Consider the following 19,802-nt stretch of genomic DNA (forward strand, 5'->3'; position numbering starts at 1 on the left):
ATGTTACGGTTAAGGCCGATTCGAGTCGGAGGGGGTGGGCTGAATGATCCGTGCGTACACGTTCCTCCTGCGGCCCACCGCCCGGCAGGAACAAGCGCTCGGTGAGATGCTGCGCGATCACTGCTCGCTCTACAACGGCGCGTTGCAAGAGCGTCGTGACGCCTACCGGCATGTCTCGAAGACGACGGTCCGGTACGGGCAGCAGTCCGTGCAGCTCAAGGAGATCCGGGCGTTCGACCCGGAGCGTCAGGGCCGTTGGTCGTTCTCCAGCCAGCAGGCGACGCTGCGGCGTCTGGACAAGGCGTTCGCGGCGTTCTTCCGCCGTGTCAAGGCCGGTGAGAAGCCGGGCTATCCGCGCTTTCGTGGACTTGGCCGGTTCGACACGGTGGAGTTCCCCAGGGATGGCGACGGCTGCCGCTGGGATGCCACCCCGCACGACCCCGTCACGCGGGTGCGCCTGCAGGGTGTCGGGCACGTCAAGGTGCACCAGCACCGGCCCGTGGTCGGCCATGTCAAGACGATCAGCGTCAAGCGCGAAGGGCGGCGCTGGTACGTCATCCTCACCGCCGACCAGGAACAGCCCGAGCCGCTACCGGCGACCGGCAGCGTGGTCGGCATCGACCTGGGCGTTGCCAACTTCCTCGCCGGCTCGAACGGCGAGTTCGTGCCCAACCCGCGTCACGGGCGAAAGGCCGCAGCGAAGCTCGAAGCAGCTCAGCAGGCACTGAGCAGGTGCAAGCGCGGAAGCAAGCGCCGCCGCAAGACCGTGGAGAAGGTCGCTACCCTGCACCGCAAGGTGCGCCGCCAGCGCCTCGACCACGCCCACAAGACCGCGCTCGACCTCGTGCGGGAACACGACCTCATCGCGCACGAAGACCTCAAGATCCGCAACATGAGCAAGGCCCCCGAACCGAAGCCCGACCCCGACCAGCCGGGCGGCTTCCTGCCCAACGGGGCCGCGGCCAAGGCCGGGCTGAACCGCTCGATATCGGATGCCGGATGGGGGGTGTTCCTCGCGATCCTGAACGCAAAGGCTGAGAGTGCCGGGCGGGAAGTGATGGCCGTGGACCCTCGCAACACCTCCCGGCGATGCCCCGAATGCGGGCATACCACCAAGGAGAACCGGCCCACACAGGAGACGTTCCACTGCGTCTCGTGCGGCCACAGCGCGCACGCGGACACCGTCGGTGCTCTCAACGTTCTACGGGCCGGGCTGGCCCGTCGCGAAGCCCAACCGGCATAGCGAGAAGCCACCCCGTTCACGGGGTGGAGGAGTCAGTACGCCCGACATGGGCAGGGCTTCGGCGTAGTCGTCGGGCGTCCGTTTCGTGATCACTTGAGCCCGAGCAGGGCGAGCGGGCGGTCCGCGTTGCGGGCGTTGTGTCGCAGAGCGGCGGCGATGTTGGTCGCGCCGGCCAGCCGCAGGGCGCCTATGGCGAGGTTGCGCCAGGTGGCCATCGCGCGGGGCGCGTTGCCGGTTCGCAGCTGCGAGGCGTCTTCGGCGAACGTGGTGTCTCTGACGTGGTGCAGGGCCTCGATCTGCCAGTGGTCACGGATCAGGGTCGCAAGCTGGGCGGGGTTGGCGTGCTCGGCGGTGAGGCTGGTGACGGCGTAGACGGTCCTGATGGTGGTCTTGCCGGTCTTGCGGTCGGTGCGGCGGCGCTTGACCTGGACGGCTTGCCGGGCTCCGGGGAAGAGCAGGCCGTTGACCGTGGCCACCTTGATCCGTCGGATCTCCGAGCGTCCGTGGCCGGTGCCCCTCACCCGGCCCTGCAGCGGGATCTCTGTCCACGGAAGGGATTTGAGCTGCTTGCGGAGCTTCTTCTGGTTGCCCTTGACGATCACGATGTAGTGGGCTTCGCGACCGAGAATGTAGTCGGCGTGCTCGCGCTGGGTGTGCATGGCGTCGCTGGTGACGACCACCCCGGCCAGGTCGGCCACGGTCTCCAACAGCGGCTGGAAGCAGGTGATTTCGTTCGTCTTCTCCTGCACGTCCAGCTGGGCCAGGACCAGGCCGGTGGTGTGCTCCAGGGCTGCGAGCAGGTGGATCCTGCGGCCGTTGGCCCTGGCCGCTCCGCGCAGGCTCTTGCCGTCGACCGCCAGGCCGCGCAGCCGGCCCTCGGCTCGGTTGCGGCGGTCGGCGAGCCAGCGGCCGACCGCCAGGTCCAGCGTGTCGCCGTCGATCCGGGCCAGCAGTCGTCGAACCGTTGTTTCCGCAGGCAGAGACCGTTTGGGGAACAAGGGATCGAGTCGCATGCCGACTTGTTCCAGCACGTGGGGCGGAGCGTCGGCGATCCATTCGCCGACCGCCAGCAGCGACGTTGCCCCGGCCAGCACCGCGCAGGCGGCCAGGGCAAGAACGCCGACCAGCGCGTGGCGCACTCCGCGGGGATCACGCGGATCGGGCACCTGGGTGAGGCGGTCCAGCAGTCCGGGCACTTCTTCCGGCGCGGCCTCGGGATGCTCGCGAAGTTGGTCAAGGGCAGGCGGGATCAGCGATGATGCTTCGGCAGGCACGGTCTTCCAGACAGGTCACGGGGCGTCGAGAACTCCATGATCTTGGAGGCCGTGCCTGTTCCGCTCTCCCCGGCCGACCAGACCGTCATGAACCGGATGCCCGTCGACTACGCCGAAGCCCTGCCGACATGGGCAGCAGCTAAAGGGTGAAAGTCCCGACGAGAAGAGGTGAGACTAACTCGCTAGCCGAACGGCAAGGGCGTCATCGCGAGGTGGGGTCCGAAGGAAGCCGGAGGCAAAACCGGGTACCGATGTACAAGAACCGCATTTGAGGCTAGTACTGCAACCGCATCTGCCGTGACAGGTGGCGGAGTGGCTCGTTGTTCCGTCTGTGCGATGAATCGTTGACGGTTGAGCAGGTCGAGTCGTGGTCCGAGGGGATAGCCGGGTTCCATGCCCGGTTCGCCCATCGTTTCGGCAGGTCGGAGCCCCGCGAGCGGGCGTCGGACTACCTGAACGGGTTGCTCGCGCCGCTTGAGAAGAAGAACGGGTGGACGCTGTCGGAGCAGGTCGGGCAGTTGCGCCCCGACGGCGTCCAGCGGCTGCTCAACCACTCCGACTGGGACGAGAACGCGGTCCGCGACGATGTGCGGGACTTCGTCGTGGAGACCATCGGTGCCAAGGACGCGGTGCTGATCGGTGACGACACCGGCTTCCTGAAGAAGGGCACCAAGTCCGCCGGCGTCCAGCGTCAGTACACCGGCACGGCCGGCCGCACGGAGAACAGCCAGGTCGGAACATTCCTGGCCTACGCCTCCGCCAGGGGGCGGGCGTTGATCGACCGCGAGCTCTACATCCCTGTCTCCTGGACGGATGACCGTGACCGCTGCCGCGCGGCCGGGATCGACGACGGAGTTCCCTTCGCGACCAAGAACGAGCACTTCAAGTGGATGCTGCAACGCGCCATCGATGCGGGTGTCCCGTTCGCGTGGGTCACCGCTGACGAGGCATACGGGCAGGTCAAGCACCTGCGCGTGTGGCTGGAGGAACGTCGGGTCGCGCACGTGCTGGCTACGAAGGTCAACGACACCGTGATCGCCGCGCGCGGGGCGGACGCGCGGGTGGACCAGCTGGTCGCCGTGCTGCCCCGCCAGCGGTGGAAACGGATCTCCGGCGGGGCCGGCGCGCACGGTGAGCGGATCTACGACTGGGCGCGTGTCGCGATCCGCCCGTACTGGGAGAACGGCTTCGGGCACTGGGTGCTGGCCCGACGCAGCGTCAGCGACCCGAGCGAGATCGCCTACTACGTCTGCTACGGCCCGGTCGCCTCCCGACTGAAAGACCTGGTCAAAGTGGCTGCCGCGAGGTGGGCCGTGGAGGAGTGCTTCCAGACCGCGAAGGGAGAGTGCGGTCTGGACCACTACCAGGTGCGGCTCTACCGGGCCTGGTACCGCCACATCACCCTGGCCATGGCCGCCCTCGCCTACCTGACCGCCATCCGCGCCGCAGAAGCCACAAAGGGGCACTCTCGACGACGAGCAAGACCTCATACCCCTCAGCGTCCCGGAGATCCGCCGGTTGATGGGCCACGTCGTCGTCACGCGCCACTGTCACAGCAACGAGCACCATCTGCACTGGTCACGCTTCCGACGACGCAGCCAGGCCCGAGCCCGCCGCTCCCACTACAAACGCCGAGGCCACATTCTCCAGATGCGGTTGCAGTACTAGGCGTCTTGGGCAAGGTGGCTGACTGCATCGAAGCCCGTTCTCACCAAGAAAGACGCAGAGTATATGCGGCGGCGATCCGGGGAAAGTTGCTGTTCTTATTCGGGGAGGTCTGCCCGGGTGTCACCTGTAACGGTGTGTCGGCCGGGATTGTGACGACCGATGCCAGCAATGGCACTGGTTTGCCGGACAGAAGTCAGCAGAGGTCATAGTACCGAGACGGGAAGGCAGTAGGCCGACAAGGACTCGGGAAGGGCCGAACGTTTAGCGGATTGGAAGAAGGGTGTCTGCTCGCGCAGGTCACGATGACCGCCGTAAATCTGCCCCGGCAGACCCTGGGGTGACGGGGTCGGTGCATACGACCGCCCAGCCCAAGGGGCGCAGTGACCAGCCGGCGCTACACGCGGACAACAATCACCGCGAGGTCTCCCTCTGGGAGACGGTGTTCTCGAAGGAGAACCTTCTCGCGGCGCTCAGGCGCGTCGAAGCAAACCGGGGTGCCCCCGGCGTTGATGGGATGACGACGGATGAACTCCGGCCATGGATCGCCCAGAACTGGCCCAAGGTATGGGCTGAGCTCGATGCGGGGACATATAAGCCCGCTCCTGTCCGTCGGGTGACCATCCCTAAGCCGAATGGTGGGGAGCGGATGCTAGGTGTCCCACGGGTGCTGGATCGCTTGATCCAGCAGGCAATTGCGCAGGCCCTCGTGCCCGTCTTCGATCCCCACTTCTCTGGGGCGTCGTTCGGGTTCCGACCAGGGCGTTCGGCCCACCAAGCCGTAAGGGTTGGTCGCCGGGCCGTCCAGGACAGAAACCGTTGGGCCGTGGACCTGGACCTCGACAAGTTCTTCGACCGAATGAATCACGATGCGCTTATGGCGCGGGTGGCTCGCCGGGTGAGGGACAGAAAGGTCCTGAAGTTGATTCGGCGGTACCTGGAAGCCGGGATTATGAGCGACGGCGTGATGGTGAGGAACGAGGAAGGGACCCCGCAGGGTTCCCCTTTGTCCCCGTTGCTGTCGAACATCATGCTGGACGACCTTGACCGCGAACTCTTCAAACGCGGACACCGGTTCGTGAGGTACGCGGACGATGTGATGATTTTCGTCCGGTCCGAGCGAGCGGCGCAGCGGACCCTCGCCTCGGTCACGGCCTTCATTGAGAAGACCTTGAAACTGAGGGTGAATCGTGAGAAGTCGAAGGCGTGCCCCATCTGGTGGACGTCACTCCTGGGATTCGGGTACTACCTCGCCAAAGGGCAGGTGAAGATCCGGGTGGACCGGAAGGCCGTGAGACGGCTAAAGTCCACCGTTCGGCGAGTCACCTCCCGGACGTGGGGCGTATCGATGGCCCACAGGATGGACAAACTCAACCGTTTCTCGGTCGGCTGGGTGGCCTACTTCAGTCTCTCCGACAGCCTTCGGGTTTTCGAGGAGATTGATCACTGGACCCGCCGCAGGCTACGGCAGGCCCAGTGGGTGCAGTGGAAGACCAGTCAGCGCAAGAACTCCATGCTCCAGAAGCTCGGTTACGAATTTGGAGACCAGGAGCAAGGCGTTGCAGTGCAACGCAAGCGATACTGGCGGGCCTCCCACCTGAAACCACTGGAAATCGCTATGAATAAAGCCTATTGGGATGCGCAGGGCTACAAGTCGTTCAAGGGCTCGTGGTCCCGCCTGAAGCTCGCCTGAGATCAGCTGGACGAACCGCCGGATGCGGGCCCGCATGTCCGGTGGTGTGGGGGGCGGGCCGGGCAAACCGGCCCGCCTACCCGATCAGCCGCCAGCAGATGAGCACTACCGCCGCTGGAGCGGGTCTGTGTAGCGAACGGTGGAACTCGGTCGGTTTTGTTCAGCGGCGTCCGGCGGTGAGCCGGCCGTCGAAGGTGATGTCGAAGGCTTGGAGCGCATCGGAGTACGGCAGAAACGGACCGCGCTCTTGACCATTGGTCGTTAGACTCCTGGAGCTCGCGCTGGCGGGTGACGGCTGCCGGGGGTTCGGGTGGCGTCGATCGACCGGACGGCGTACCCAAGGTTCGCGCGTGCGGTGTCGGCCCGGTCGTTGACGAAGGTGTTCACGGATCGCGTGGTCGGCGAGTGGAGGAGGGCTGTGGTGTCTGAAGGTCAGGCTATGGACGATGACCGTTGGTCCAGGTGGCCGGAGCCGTGGGCAGGCACGGATTACGACATGCGTACGGTCGTGAGCGCGATCCCGCGAGAGGTCAAGGACGGGTTCAAGTACGACGAGATCCCTTGGCAGCGGTTTTCGCATTTCTATGGCCCTGGCGAGGAGATTTCCGGACTCCTTGCAACGCTCGCTTCCGGAGACGCTGAAGCCGCTGGCGAGGCTTTGTGGCACCTGTGGACAGATCTTCACCATCAGGGCAGCACGATTGCGGTGGGAGCACTTGCGGTGCCGTTCCTGCTCCGGATCGCGGCTACCGGATCCCCCGGGCTCCGCGCGGAAACCCTTCGCCTGGTCGCCGCGATCGGACGTCAGCACCTTGGAGACGGATCACGTGAAGGCCTTCTCGAGGTCTCCGAGGATCCATTGATGATGGAGGGCACCACGGAATGCCCGGTGGACTGGACGATTGAGGCCGCTCGCGATGCCATCACGGGCGACCTGCACCTCCTGTTCCCTCTTCTCCCCGATCCCGATCCCGATGTCCGCTCGGCGACCGCCTTCGTCCTGGCGGCGGCGACCAGCGAGATTCCACGCGTCTCCTCAGCCCTGCACCGCAGGCTGGCGGTGGAAGACGATCCAGTGGTCCAGGTGAGCTTGATCCTGGCGATCGCCCAACTCGCCCGCGAACACCAGGATGAACACGCTCCCGCGTGGGCCCGGGACCTGTGGTCAGATCCCGGACGACCGACTGAGATCCGCATCGGTGCTGGCCTCGCCTGGCTGTGCCTGGTCGACGACCCCGTCCCTGACGCGCTCCGCGCCCTCCTGACCGACCCGAGTACCGATCGACGCAGCGACCTGCTTCAGCGGGTGCCATGGCTCCCACCGGTCGACTCCAACAGCGGACTACGCCGCTGCATCCACGAAATGCTCACGCCGAGTATCCCCTGGAACAGCGCTTGATGGTCCTCCGCCCTTCGGGTGGAGGACCATCAAGTTGGAGCCTGCAGCGGTCAGCCGGCCTTGGCCGGTTCCTCGGCTCGGGCTCGGGTGCTGGCAAGGCGGTAGGAGTCGGTGCGGGTTTCGATGATGGTGCCGTTGAAGGTGAGGCGGTCGACGATGGCTGCGCAGAGGCGGGGGTCGGTGAAGGTCTTGGTCCAGCCGCCGAAGGATCCGCGCGACCCGGCGCAGCGTTCAGTACTGTTCGGTCTCGATGAAGCTCGCGTCCGCGTCGCCGAAGGCGGCGGCGATCGGGTCGAATCCGGGCGGGCTGTCCTTGAGGCTCATGCCCATGCCGACCAGCTTCGCCTTGACCTCGTCGATCGACTTCGCACCGAAGTTGCGGATGTCGAGCAGGTCCGCCTCGGAGCGCGCCACGAGCTCACCCACCGTGTGGACACCCTCACGCTTGAGGCAGTTGTACGACCGGACGGTGAGCTCGAGTTCCTCGATCGGCAGCGCCAGATCGGCGGCGAGCGCGGTGTCCGTCGGGGAGGGGCCCATGTCGATGCCCTCGGCGTCGATGTTGAGCTCGCGGGCCAGACCGAACAGCTCGACCAGGGTCTTGCCGGCCGACGCCATGGCGTCACGGGGACGCATGGCCTGCTTGGTCTCGACGTCGACGATCAGCTTGTCGAAGTCGGTGCGCTGCTCGACACGGGTCGCCTCGACCTTGTACGTGACCTTGAGCACCGGCGAGTAGATGGAGTCGACCGGGATACGGCCGATCTCCTGGCCGACCTGCTTGTTCTGGACGGCGGAGACGTAGCCGCGACCGCGCTCGACGGTCAGCTCCATCTCCAGCTTGCCCTTGCCGTTCAGCGTGGCGAGGACCAGGTCCGGGTTGTGGACCTCGACACCGGCCGGCGGGGCGATGTCAGCAGCGGTGACCAGGCCGGGACCCTGCTTGCGCAGGTACATCACGACCGGCTCGTCGTGCTCCGAGGAGAGGTCCAGCTGCTTGATGTTGAGGATGAGGTCGGTGACGTCCTCCTTGACGCCCGGCACGGTGGTGAACTCGTGCAGGACACCGTCGATCCGGATGCTGGTGACAGCAGCGCCGGGGATCGAGGAGAGGAGCGTGCGGCGGAGAGAGTTACCGAGGGTGTAGCCGAAGCCCGGCTCCAGCGGCTCGATCACGAACCGGGAGCGGAACTCGTCGACGACCTCTTCGGTCAGCGACGGACGCTGAGCGATAAGCATGGGGCGGTACCTCCAGATTTCGGCGCCCGCTATTTGACGCCGTAGACACCACACAGTATCGGTAATACGACCTCAGATGAGGCCGCACCGCCGACGCCGCCAGGTGCCAGCTCAGCGAGGAAGGCGTCGGGCAGGCCCCGATGCCGCCGATCGACAACCCCGAACTCGCCTTGGTCCTTGCTGGGGTGCCGGACTCCCTCGCCCAAACCGGCGGTGACCTGTATGCGGCCATCATCAACGTGGCGGTCAACGCCTGGATCTGGATGGCGGGCCACATCCACGGTGAGGACGGCTACACCGGGTGCGACGGCAGCCGCGGCGATGTCGAGCACGACTGGCAGGCCCGGATGCGCACCATCACCGACATGCAGCCCAATATCACCAAGTGGTTCGACCGCGACGTGTGGACCGCCGCTGTCAACGACAGCGGCTACACCGTCACCCGCCGCTGACCCGCAGCTCAGCTCTCGCCGAAGCCATGGTCGAAACCCTCGAGGACGGGGCCAGCTCTGCACCGCGCTGGGCCGAACAACCATCACTGGCCGATAGAGCATGAGTTCGGGAAAAACCCGTCGAGTCCGGTCAGCAGGCGGGGAGGATGACGTCATGACTTCGTTACACGAACCAGTGATGGAACTGGTGCGCGCATCCCTGAACCCCCTTGTACCGCCGGCGCGGTCACGTGGCGACGACCGCGCATGCCAGGTGGTCATCCGGGCGGCGGACGCCGACTTGAAGGCAGGCGGGCTCGACCACGTCAACCGGCTCGCCATCGGTACAGGCGTGGCGGCAGCCGGTCTGACGTCATGGCTCGCGCAGGAGCGTCACCTGGAGACAGAAGCGGTGATAAGTGAGCTTGAGCAGTCGGTCGCCCAGAACGGCGGCGGCCCGCTGAGTCCCGTGGTGGGGATGCTCAAGACGCTGCTGACCGGGCCACCCGGAATGGCTCAGGTCGCCGACTTCATGGTGACCAAATTCCACGAGGACGAAGAGAAGTACTACGACCTAGTCGTCGACCTCGGCAGATACGCCGCTTCGTGCATCGACATGCTGAACGCACTCAACATCAGCAGCCAGGAAGACACCCTCGACTGCCTCGACGACATGCTGCAGGAGTTCTTCACCAACTGAGACGCTGCGGATCAAATGGTGCCAAGGGGCAGCGGACCAGCCCAAGCCTCATGACCTGGTGCATTCTCCGAGTGCGAACGACGCCCGTTCTTGCCACTTCACGCCGTCGTGCACTATGAGTTCAACCGACGCGACGTGAGAGGTAAACGGGAGCCTGCCTGCGAGGTCGGCCTCGATCTCCTCCAGGACGGCGTCTTCCTGACCTTGAGCGGCGGTCAGGTGCGGCACGATCTCGGCAAACCGGCCGCCATACGGCGGAGCCTCAGGCCAACGATCAGCGATCGCCTCCGTGAGCTGCCGCAACTGCGTGTCAGGCTCGGGGACGAGGTACAGCACTTCCGGGAGCCGTCCACACCTCTCGAACCGCAGGTCAAAGGCCTGGTGGCCGCCCAGCACGTCCGCGAGAGCGGAGTAGACGAGCGCATCTATTCGGCTCTCATCGAGAAACGGGAAGAGTACGGTGACGTGGGCTGGAACCCCGGCCTGGGCTGAGGGGTCGAGCCGTTTACGCCACCCGCGGACGGCCGGCTCTGCCTCCGGGATCCGGACGATGAGCCCCGTCTGGCCCGCCTGAAACGTGCTGGTGCTGTCATCTGCCATGACACCGCATGGTGTCACCTCTGCCGCAGACAGCACGGCTCCTTTTCGCTGAATGATCACGTCGATCTGCGAAGCAGGTCGACGAGCGCGAAGACCAAGACGCTGCCGCTATTTCCCTTGAACATCCAGAGTGCCGGTGATCACTGAACGCCGCGGAACCCACGAACAAACGCTGTCGGTTGAAGTGAACGAAGCCACCCTGGGACCATCCCCGCGGGTGCGGGGCCGGCCTGGGTTGAGCTGGCCTATCTGCCGATCCGGGCCGAGATGGCCGAGGCATTGCGTGCGCGGACGCGGACCAGTCCCCCCGTACCGTGGCGTCTTCCATTGATCGCCGGGTTGATCACGGTGGCCCGTTCTCGTTCTTCTCCTGATGCTCGAGGTGCCCAAGGGCGTGACGGTAGTGGCGGCCATGCCAGGCCTGGGGGCAGTTCTGGGGAGCCTCGCGGGCGGGTGGGTGAACCACATCAGTACCGAGTGCGACAGATGACCAGGTACGCGCGCGCCCAGGGCAGGTACACCATGCGGGCGGACGGCGACGGCGTATAGGGCGCTACGGCGGTCGCGGAGAACCGGATCCCCTGGGCGTCGTTCCGCCACTACATCGAGACGGTGAACCTCTTCGTACTAGCTAGGAGCGTGTCCCAGTAACCCGCACCCCGCCTGCGGTTCGTGATCATTCGTGCGGGATGATCACGGTATGCGTGATCGGGATGGGCTGTTCGAGATCGAGCCGGGTGAGAAGAAGCAGCCGCAGGGTCGTCCCGCGGCGGTGGACAAGACGTTCCGGGCGTTCGACCCGCACCAGGTCCTGCTGCTGCCGCCGTCGCTGGAGGACTGGCTGCCGGAGGACCACCTGGCCCGGTTCGTCGCCGACCTGGTCGACGAGGTGCTCGACCTGTCGCCGATCCTGGCCGACTACACCGAAAAGCGCGGCTACCCGCCCTACGACCCGCGGCTGATGGTGCGGCTGCTGATCTACGGCTACACCACCGGGGTGCGCTCCTCGCGGGCGATCACGCGTAAGTGTGTCGATGACGTCGCGTTCCGGTTCCTGGCCGCCGACCAGACTCCGGACTTCCGCTCGATCGCCCGGTTCCGCCGCCGCCACCTGGACGCGCTCGCCGGCCTGTTCCTGCAGTCGCTGCACCTGGCGCGGAAGCTGGACATGGTCAAGATGGGCCGCGTCGCGCTGGACGGCACCAAGCTGGAGGCCAGCGCCTCCAAACACAAGGCGATGAGCTACGGCCGCCTGATCGGCAAGGAAGAGCAGATCGAAGCCGAGATCGCCGCCCTGGAGGCCGCGGCCCGGTCCCTGCTGGACGACGCCGAAGCAGTCGATACCACCGAAGATGCCCGGTTCGGCGTGGACGGCAAAGAGGCCGACCTGCCTGCCGAGCTGGACCGGCGTGAGAAGCGCCTGGCCAGGCTGCAGGCCGCCCGCGCGCAGATCGAGGCCGAGGCTGCCGACAAGGCCCGCCGCCACGCCGAGGACAAGGAACGCCGCCGTCAGGAGCGCGCCGGGACCAGCGACGAACGGGCCGTCACCGACGCCGGGCAGAAGGCCGCCGCGAAGGTCCGGCCCAAGCCCAAGGCCCAGGCCAACTTCACCGACCCCGACTCGCGGATCATGAAGAACAGCGACGGCGCCTACATCCAGGCCTACAACGCCCAAGCTGTCGTCGATGAAAAGCACCAGGTCATCACGGCCGCCGACATCACTACCAACGCCTCGGACGCGCTGAACTACACCCCGATGCTCGACCAGTCCGCGCAGAACACCGGCGTCCACCCCAAGCAGGCCCTCGTCGACGCCGGCTACTGCTCCGAAACCAACCTGGAAGCCGCCCAAGAGCGCCAACTCGCCTGCGGCACCGACACGTTCATGGCCACCGGCCGACTCGGCCACGACGAACAGGTCCCGCCCGCGCCCCGCGGACGCATCCCTGCCAGCGCCACCCTCAAGGAGCGCATGGCCCGCAAACTGCGGACCAAGCCCGGCAAGGCCGCCTACAGCCGCCGCAAAGCCATCGTCGAACCCGTCTTCGGCCAGATCATGACCTGCCAGAACGGCCGCCAACTCCTCCTGCGCGGTGAGGACGGAGCCCGCGGCGAGTGGCGACTGTTGGCCGCCTGCCACAACCTCCGCAAGATCTTCCGACACGCCGGAACCGCAGGACTCGCCGCGGCGATCAGCTGACCAGCCCGGTCAACGGCCCCCTTCAGGCCGATCCCCAAGCCGACATAACCAGGCCACCCGCCTCAGCAGGCACCCAGCGAGCAACCACCGATCTCACCGTCACGATCACCAGCCGATTGCCCGTTACCGGGACACGCTCCTAGCGCATCAGGCAACGTTCGCTTCGTTGCATCGTGCTGGTCGATTCCTGCACCGGGCGACACCAGACGGCGTTTCTACGGTGTAGAAGTCAGTGCACGACCCGTTGGTGAGCCGTCGCTCAGCTTGCCGCTGGACGACGGCCGACGAGTCCGAGCAGCCGCTCCAGGGCGGGAGAGCCCGCGGAGATCTCGACCGCCGGGGCGAACGGAGTCCTTGCCCGGTCGTCGGATGGTGCTCCGGTCGGGATCCGCGCCGCGACCTTGAGTGAGTAGCGGACGAGGTCGGCGCCCGGATCGTAGGCAACGCCGATGGTCTGAGCGACGTCCCAACCGTGGACTACGCAGTCGAGCACATGCATACCGAGCGCGACCCGGCCGGGAAAGAACCCGAACTCCCTGATCTGGAGCGAATGGTCCAGGACATCCTCGACGAACGCCCTCGTCATGGCGTCGGCCGAGTCGAGGTACGCCTGGTAAGGATCCCCACCCAGGTTGCCCTGGTCCCAGGCTCGGAGGTCACCAGTGACGCCTGCTGCGGCGGCTGCGAAGCCGAGGTTCTCGCTCACTTGGTGGCGGAGTAGGCCGTGCAGTGTCCAGTCGGCGCAGGGCGTTGGAAGACGAAGCTGGTCCGGGCCAATCTGCGCGATCACCGCTCCCAAGGTGGCGAGGGCACGGCGGTCCAGTTCCCTGATATCCACGGCAGCGACGTTAGCCGTGCCCCCGTTTTCGGGCCACTTGTTTTCGGAGGCGCCTCTGTCTGTCCCGATGCCTGTCGGGGGCGAACGTTGCCTGAAGCACACCAAGTTCTGGCTACTAGTCGAGCACGGCAGCGACGGCTTCGATCTCTACGAGCTGGTCGTCGTAGCCGAGCACGGTGACTCCGATCAGGGTGCTGGGGACGTCGTGGTCTCCGAACGATTCCCGGACTACCTCCCAGGCGGCCACCAGATCTGCCTGGCTGGTTGACGCGACGAGCACTCGGGTGCTGATGACGTCCTCGACCGATGCACCAGCGTCGGTCAGGGCAATCCGCATGTTCTCAACGGCTTTCGCCGCCTGCCCTGCGTAGTCCCCGATAGCTGCCGTGGACCCGTCTTCGTTCAGTGGGCATGCCCCGGCGAGGAAGATCAAACGTGATTCGGCTGGCGCGGTGGCCGCATACGCGTACTCGGCGACGTCGGACAGCGAGCTGGAACGAATCAGGGTAATAGCACGAGCCACAGCAGTTCCCTTCGGTGCGTGTGAGACCCAGTCATCCTCTCAGGCGCCGACACACCACGGCGCATCAATTACCTGCCGGCGAAGCCGCATCAGGCAACGTTCGCCCTGTCGGCCACGGCTCGTAGCCGTTCGTCGGCAGCGTGACGGTTTCGCCAGATATCTGATGCGGTTGGTCTGCCAAGCGGCCTCAGCGAGGTCGGGTGTCTTGGGGGCGGGGAAGGCGATTGCCTCGTCGTAGTCGGTGCGGCCGGCGAGGCAGTGGTGGAGGCAGCCGAGCATGCGGTTGAAGAGGTTTCCTTGGGCTGGGGTGTGCCGGTCGCCAGCCTCTCTGCGACGGTCGTAGTGGGTGCGGGCGTCGGGTGAGGCGGTCGGGGCGGCGAAGGCCCAGACGTAGCCGACGTCGGCCAAGCGCTGGTTCTTGGCCCGGCGGGCCATGACCGCCACGCTCTTGCCGGACGCCCGGGTGACCGGTGCGGCCCCGGCGAAGGCTTTGAGGCCCTTGGCGTCGGTGAAACGGGATCGGTCGTCACCGATCTCGGCGAGCACCCGGGCACCGGTGAGTGACCCGAGCCCTGGAAAGCTGGTGATGATCCGCGCGTCCGGGTGCTGCTCAAAAGACTCCACGGCCGCCTGCGCGAGGTCGTCCGCGCTGGAGCGGGCGATCTCCAGTTTCCGTACCAGCGTGATGGTCTGGCGGCCCATCGCGTCTTTCTCCAGCGGAAGTTGCCGTATGTGCGGCAGCCGGAAGACCTCGTGCAGCCGTTCGGTCTCTGCGTCGATGCCGAGCTGGCGGTCGGCCTTCTTCAGCAGCGCCCGCAGCTGGGCGCGGGTGAGCTTGGCGGCCTGCCCCGGGGTGGGGGCGGAAGCCAGGATGACCAGCGCCGCGGGGGTGCACAGGCCGTCTCGGGTACTGAACGCGTCCAGCGCGGCGGGGAAGTATTCGTGCAGGTGGGAGCGGAGTTTGTTGCTGGCCTGGGTGCAGTCCCAGACCGCGTCCTGCTGCTGGTCGCAGCCGCGCAGGATCACCCCTCTCCCTAATGGAAGGGCTCGATGGCCCAGCATCCGATTAGCCGTTCGTGACCCCAGCTGTCTGCAGGGCCCTCGGGCCCGCACCGCTCGGCCAGCCGCAGCACCGGCAGCAGCCCGGCACACGCGATCAGGCTCGGGTCATCGAACGCAGCGAAGACCGCTGCCGGAGTATGGGAAACTTGCATCTACGAGGTGCCTTGCTGATTGTGCGTGCTGAAAGCGTCAGAACCAGGGCTGCCGCAAAGTCGCATTTCATGAGGAAAGCTGCTGGTCAGCGGGCACTCCGAAGAGGTCGAGTGGGGCCTTGTGCGGTGCCAGTGCGAGGCGTCGTTGCGCGTCGGCGATGGAACTACCGGTCCAGCGCAGGAAGTTGATGGTGATCGATCTCAACGTGGAGACGTTTTGCGGGCCGTGGCCAGTGCGGATCCGCGCGGCGTCCTCGCCGAAGGTCACATCCCGCACATAGTGGATCTTGTTTTCCACTCCCCAGTGGCCCCTCGCGTACCGCGCGACGACCTCGGGAGCCGCCCGTTGCGAGGTGAGGTCGGTGATCAGGTAGACGATCTCGCGGGTCCGTTTCCCCGACGCCTCCACGGTGCGGTGTCGGACGACACGGGCGACCTGCCGCACATAAGGGAAGGCCAGATCGCCCCAGGTCACCACCTTGGTCACCCGAGTCTCCAGCCGGCCATGCCCTCGCCCGCTCTCCTTGTGCACGGCCGTCACCTCGTGCCACGGGATCGAGCGGCACGTCTCCCACAAGGTCGGCTGGTTCCGCTTCACGGTAAGAACGAAGTGCGCGCCCATCTCTTCCACCAGCACCTTCGCGGTCTCCGCCTGGGTGTGCAGGGCATCGGCCGTGACCACCACACCCCGCAGGTCCAGGACGCTGAGCAGCGGGGTCAGGGCCGGGATCTCGTTGCTTTTGTCCGCGACTCGCTGCTGAGCAACCAGCGTGCCGTCCTGAGCCATCGCGCCGATCAGCATCACCGCGCTCTCCGTTCCCCGACGTGATCCCCGCAGGGCCTTGCCGTCCGCCGCCACCGTTTCCAGGGCCACCTCCCGCACCCGCAAGAGAACCTCCAGCTCACCCGGCCTCACCGCCGACAGCACCCTCCGCAACGTGTCCGCCCCCGGCGCCCTCACCAGCCCGAACGCGCCGACGGGCACCAGCCCCAGCCGCAACTTCTCCTGCGGCTCCGCGGCAGCGGCCCACTGCGCCATTGCCCGCCAGGACCCGAAACCCGCCGCCGTCGCGCACAACGCGATCACGAGCAGGACCGACAACGGGAAACGACGCCCCCGTGCCTTGCGCGGATCGCTCACCTCGCCGAGCCGCTGCCACAACGCCACCTGCGCCGACACCAGCGACAGCGACTCCGACCGGGGCACGGACGCAGGGGCATTGCGTGATTGGGATTGGTCCGGTTCGCCGGTCTCGTGAGTGACGTGGCGTCATGTCCGTTGTGGGGCAAGGGGCCCGGGAGAGCAGAGCAGGCACGGTGCTGGTGATCATGTGGTTGTCGAGACCCATGAGAACCGAGCGAGACCGTGCCTGCCCGAACATCATCGCCCATCCCTTCCGCACTGGAGCAACTGGGCTCCCCGACTGATCCCCTCACCTCAAGCGATGTCGCTGACCTGCGGCGATTCCTGATCCTGGTTACCGATCCCCGCGATGCGCGAGGACTGCGATATCCGGCCCTCGCGTTGCTGTGCGCAGCCGTCTCGGCGGTGCTGACCGGCGCTCGCTCGCTCATCGCGATCAGCGAGTGGATCACGGATGCCCCGCAACATGTGCTGGGCGTCCTCGGCTTCGCTGCCGATCCACTTACCGGTCTGCGGCCGGTGCCGCACGCCGCAACCGTGCGCCGCCTGCTGCAGCGTGTGGACGGTGACGCGCTGGACGCGGCGATCAGCGCGTATCTGCAGGCCAGAACGCCGCCCCCGGTCGAGCCGGAGGCGGAGAAACGGCCGGTGCGACGGGTGATCGCGGTCGACGGCAAGGTGGTCCGCGGATCGCGAACCGCAACGGCCGCGGCGATCCAGCTGCTGGCGGCGATGGACCACCACGGCGTGGTCCTGGCCCAGCGGCAGGTCGCTTCCAAGAGCAACGAGATCCCCTCCTTCGCGCCGTTGCTGGACGGTCTCGAGCTGGAGAACACGGTGGTGACCGCCGACGCCCTGCACACCCAGCACGACCACGGGGCCTATCTGACCAGTCGCGGCGCGCACTACGTGGCCGTCGTGAAGAAGAACCATCCGGGCCTGTACGCCCAGGTCAGGAAGCTGCCCTGGCGGGACATCCCGCTCGGGCACCGCGCTCGCGACCACGCCCACCACCGCGACGAGATCCGCCGGCTCAAGGTCGCCGCGTTCAGCCACCTCGACTACCCCGGCGCCCGCCAGGCGATCCAAGTCGTACGGTGGCGACGCGACTTGAGCACCAGGAAGCTGACCATCGAGCGCGTCTACCTGATCACCAGCCTGAGCGTCTTCGACGCCACCTGCACCGAGCTCGCCACCTGGATCAGAGGCCACTGGGGTATCGAGAACCTCCTGCACCACGTGCGGGACCGCACGTTCCGCGAGGACGACTCCAAGGTCCGCACCGGCACCCTGCCCCGCGCCATGGCCTCCCTGCGCAACCTCGCCATCAGCGTCTTCCGCCAGGACGGCCAGACCAACATCGCCGCCGCCCTCCGCCACACCGGCCGCGACTACCACCGGCCCCTACGAGCCCTCGGTCTCACGTGACGAACCCAGACAGATCTCGATCATGCAATGACCCTGGGCACGGACGTGACAGACTGACGTTTCACCGAAGCTCCGTTGGGTCAGGGCGACTTGCGAGGTCACCCACCCCAACGGAGCTTCGGTCTTTCCAGGCACGGGCCTCTCACCAGCGGAAACGCGTACACGCAGGACTTTGCGGCAGCCCTGGGTCTTGTGTCCTGAACATGAAAGGGAGTTGATCGTAGGCAACTTCCGGAAGTGATGTTGTGTGGAAGATGAAGGATTAGTGGCCCTTCGAAGTCGCCCTGCGGGGGGAGGCTTCAAATCACCTCATGCTGCGTTGGGTTGAAGACCGTCGAGGTGAGCGATGAGGAAAAGGCGTCCAAGAGGCGTCAGATGGGGATCGGGAAGACGAACGCAAGTGAATCGCTGCTGACGTGTCGAAAAATGAACAGACGGCATCGAAACCGGAGTGTGACCTGAACTCCGGGATGAGCCTGGCGGGTGTCCGCTTATTGGCCAGGCGGTGTCCGGCATATAGGCGACGTGAGTCCGGTCTGCGGCTTCCGCATGGAACAGGAGAAGGCAGGTCCCGATACTGCCCGCCGGCAGGCGGGCGAGAGGGAGAGCCCCAAGCAGCAGACACTGCAAGGGGTCGAGTACCGACGCGGGGCCTGCTGGCGGACCGGCTTGTAGTAGTGATGAAGCCCCTGTAATGGGGGTGGAGCGAAGGGGCCGGGTCGTTCATGACTGAGTTGATCGCATCAACCGGACTGTGTCCGGGAGGAGTCCGATGGGCCAGTTGAAATCATCGGTCAAGCCGTTTGAGATTTCGAAGTGGGAAGTCAAGGAGGCGTGGGAGGAAGTCAGGTCTAACAAGGGTGCACCCGGTGTGGACGGGCAGAGTGTCGCCGAATTCGAGAAGGACCTGAAGAGTAATCTCTACAAGGTCTGGAATCGGATGTCGTCGGGCTCCTACTTTCCACCCCCGGTGCGTGCGGTGGCCATTCAAAAGCCGCATGGAGGCGGTGAGAGAATCCTCGGGATTCCCGCTGTCATTGATCGTGTGGCTCAGACCGTGGTGGCCCGGCATCTGATGCGAAGGGTGGAACCAATTTTCCATCCGGACAGCTTCGGATACCGGCCCGGACGGTCCGCCTTGGACGCGGTAGGGAAATGCCGGGAACGCTGTTGGAAAACGGACTGGGTGGTGGAGTTCGACATCGCCAAGTTCTTCGACAGTGTGCCCTGGGATCTGCTGGTCAAGGCGGTGGAAGCGCATACCGACGCCGTCTGGGTGAAATTGTATGTGCGGCGGTGGCTTGCCGCCCCGCTCGTCATGCCCGACGGCTCCCTGCTGGAGCGGGAGCGGGGGACCCCACAAGGCGCCCCGGTTTCTCCTGTCCTGGCGAACCTGTTCCTGCACTACGCGTTCGACACATGGATGGATCAGAAGTTCCCGTCCGTCTGGTTCGAACGCTACGCGGACGACGCGGTGCTGCACTGCGTCTCCGAGCGCCAGGCCCGCTATGTGCTGGCCACGCTCACGGACAGGATGGTCGAAGTCGGGTTGCAGCTGCACCCGGACAAGACCCGGATCATCTACTGCAAGGACGGTCGCCGCCGTGGCGCTTACGAGCACACGGACTTCACCTTCCTCGGGTACACGTTCCGTGCCAGGAAGAACCGGAGTCGGCACGGGAACCAGTTCCTGGCGATCGACCCGGCGGCCAGCAAGGCTGCCCTGAAGAAGATGGGGCGGGAGTTGCGGTCCTGGCACCTGCACACCCGCTCGGAACTGTCCTTCCAGGAGCTCGCCCGCAGGATCAACCCTGTGGTGGCGGGCTGGATTAACTACTACGGGCGTTTTCGTCCGTGGGAGCTGGACCCCATCTTGATGCGCATCAACGCCTACTTGGTGCGTTGGATCCGCCGAAAGTACAAGCGGCTCGCGGCCAGACGGAAGGCCATCGCGAAGATGCAGGAGATCGCCCAGCGATACCCCCGCATGTTTGCGCACTGGCGCTACACCGTGAACGCCGTACAGACCTGACGATCAGAGCGACAAGAGCCGTGTAACGGGCGACTGTTACGCACGGTTCTGTGAGAGCCGGGAGGTGAGATCCCTCCCGGCTACTCGGCAGCAGGCACCTCTTCTTGAATGCTCATCCACGGCACGCGAGTCCCTCGGTGGATCGAGGCGTACGTCCAGCAGTCCGAAACGTCGGACGC

General features: G+C 66.0%; 13 protein-coding genes and 4 pseudogenes. 9 read left to right on the plus strand and 8 right to left on the minus strand.

Features of this window, described 5'->3' with window-relative positions; all coding sequences use genetic code 11:
• The first annotated feature begins 43 nt into the window (after positions 1-43).
• Positions 44-1,243 (plus strand): RNA-guided endonuclease InsQ/TnpB family protein, encoded by a 1,200-nt coding sequence (locus OG395_RS49415; RefSeq protein WP_327248753.1) that lies wholly within the window; start codon positions 44-46, stop codon positions 1,241-1,243.
• 248 nt (positions 1,244-1,491) lie between these two features.
• Here OG395_RS49415 and OG395_RS49420 read toward each other — a convergent pair.
• Positions 1,492-2,517 (minus strand): annotated as a pseudogene (locus OG395_RS49420) (ISAs1 family transposase); the annotation flags it as partial.
• A gap of 344 nt (positions 2,518-2,861) precedes the next feature.
• Here OG395_RS49420 and OG395_RS49425 point away from each other — a divergent pair.
• From OG395_RS49425 to OG395_RS49435, 3 genes and pseudogenes are all read left to right on the plus strand, one after another.
• Positions 2,862-3,980 (plus strand): annotated as a pseudogene (locus tag OG395_RS49425) (IS701 family transposase); the annotation flags it as partial.
• A 554-nt stretch (positions 3,981-4,534) separates the two neighbouring features.
• Positions 4,535-5,875, plus strand: a complete 1,341-nt coding sequence (gene ltrA / locus OG395_RS49430) for a group II intron reverse transcriptase/maturase (RefSeq protein ID WP_327241363.1) — start codon at positions 4,535-4,537, stop codon at positions 5,873-5,875.
• Positions 5,876-6,371: 496 nt separating this feature from the next.
• Positions 6,372-7,274, plus strand: a complete 903-nt coding sequence (locus OG395_RS49435; protein ID WP_327248755.1) for a hypothetical protein — start codon at positions 6,372-6,374, stop codon at positions 7,272-7,274.
• A gap of 50 nt (positions 7,275-7,324) precedes the next feature.
• On the opposite strand, the pseudogene OG395_RS49440 reads toward OG395_RS49435, so the two are convergent.
• Both OG395_RS49440 and OG395_RS49445 read right to left on the minus strand, forming a co-directional pair.
• Positions 7,325-7,492: pseudogene (locus OG395_RS49440) on the minus strand (ATP-binding protein); the annotation flags it as partial.
• Positions 7,493-7,505: 13 nt separating this feature from the next.
• Positions 7,506-8,513 (minus strand): DNA-directed RNA polymerase subunit alpha, encoded by a 1,008-nt coding sequence (locus OG395_RS49445; RefSeq protein ID WP_327248756.1) that lies wholly within the window; start codon positions 8,511-8,513, stop codon positions 7,506-7,508.
• Positions 8,514-8,653: 140 nt separating this feature from the next.
• Between OG395_RS49445 and OG395_RS49450 the strand changes: the two genes are divergently transcribed.
• Positions 8,654-8,965: a hypothetical protein gene (locus OG395_RS49450; protein ID WP_327248757.1), complete on the plus strand. Its 312-nt coding sequence runs from the start codon at positions 8,654-8,656 to the stop codon at positions 8,963-8,965.
• A gap of 154 nt (positions 8,966-9,119) precedes the next feature.
• Positions 9,120-9,644, plus strand: a complete 525-nt coding sequence (locus OG395_RS49455; protein WP_327248758.1) for a hypothetical protein — start codon at positions 9,120-9,122, stop codon at positions 9,642-9,644.
• A 48-nt stretch (positions 9,645-9,692) separates the two neighbouring features.
• On the opposite strand, the gene OG395_RS49460 is transcribed toward OG395_RS49455, so the two are convergent.
• Positions 9,693-10,244 (minus strand): 2'-5' RNA ligase family protein, encoded by a 552-nt coding sequence (locus OG395_RS49460; protein WP_327248759.1) that lies wholly within the window; start codon positions 10,242-10,244, stop codon positions 9,693-9,695.
• A gap of 772 nt (positions 10,245-11,016) precedes the next feature.
• Here OG395_RS49460 and OG395_RS49465 point away from each other — a divergent pair.
• Positions 11,017-12,444 (plus strand): IS1182 family transposase, encoded by a 1,428-nt coding sequence (locus OG395_RS49465; RefSeq protein WP_442818744.1) that lies wholly within the window; start codon positions 11,017-11,019, stop codon positions 12,442-12,444.
• Positions 12,445-12,703: 259 nt separating this feature from the next.
• On the opposite strand, the gene OG395_RS49470 is transcribed toward OG395_RS49465, so the two are convergent.
• The 4 genes and pseudogenes from OG395_RS49470 to OG395_RS49485 form a co-directional block, all read right to left on the minus strand.
• Positions 12,704-13,282: a TIGR03086 family metal-binding protein gene (locus tag OG395_RS49470; RefSeq protein ID WP_327248760.1), complete on the minus strand. Its 579-nt coding sequence runs from the start codon at positions 13,280-13,282 to the stop codon at positions 12,704-12,706.
• A gap of 115 nt (positions 13,283-13,397) precedes the next feature.
• Positions 13,398-13,805 (minus strand): RidA family protein, encoded by a 408-nt coding sequence (locus tag OG395_RS49475; RefSeq protein WP_327248761.1) that lies wholly within the window; start codon positions 13,803-13,805, stop codon positions 13,398-13,400.
• A gap of 207 nt (positions 13,806-14,012) precedes the next feature.
• A pseudogene (locus OG395_RS49480) lies at positions 14,013-14,807 on the minus strand (transposase); the annotation flags it as partial.
• Between the two features lie 279 nt (positions 14,808-15,086).
• The gene (locus OG395_RS49485) at positions 15,087-16,226 is read right to left on the minus strand and encodes an ISAs1 family transposase (RefSeq protein ID WP_327248763.1); all 1,140 of its coding nucleotides are present in this window, start codon (positions 16,224-16,226) and stop codon (positions 15,087-15,089) included.
• Between the two features lie 159 nt (positions 16,227-16,385).
• On the opposite strand from OG395_RS49485, the gene OG395_RS49490 reads away from it, so the two are divergent.
• Together OG395_RS49490 and ltrA (OG395_RS49495) are read left to right on the plus strand one after the other, a co-directional pair.
• Positions 16,386-17,591, plus strand: a complete 1,206-nt coding sequence (locus tag OG395_RS49490) for an ISAs1 family transposase (protein WP_442818522.1) — start codon at positions 16,386-16,388, stop codon at positions 17,589-17,591.
• 772 nt (positions 17,592-18,363) lie between these two features.
• Complete coding sequence (gene ltrA / locus OG395_RS49495; RefSeq protein ID WP_327248764.1) at positions 18,364-19,623, plus strand: group II intron reverse transcriptase/maturase; 1,260 nt, start codon at positions 18,364-18,366, stop codon at positions 19,621-19,623.
• Positions 19,624-19,802 lie beyond the last annotated feature (179 nt).

This window comes from Streptomyces sp. NBC_01320 (genome assembly GCF_035974375.1).
In the GTDB taxonomy this organism is placed as follows: domain Bacteria; phylum Actinomycetota; class Actinomycetes; order Streptomycetales; family Streptomycetaceae; genus Streptomyces; species Streptomyces yanii.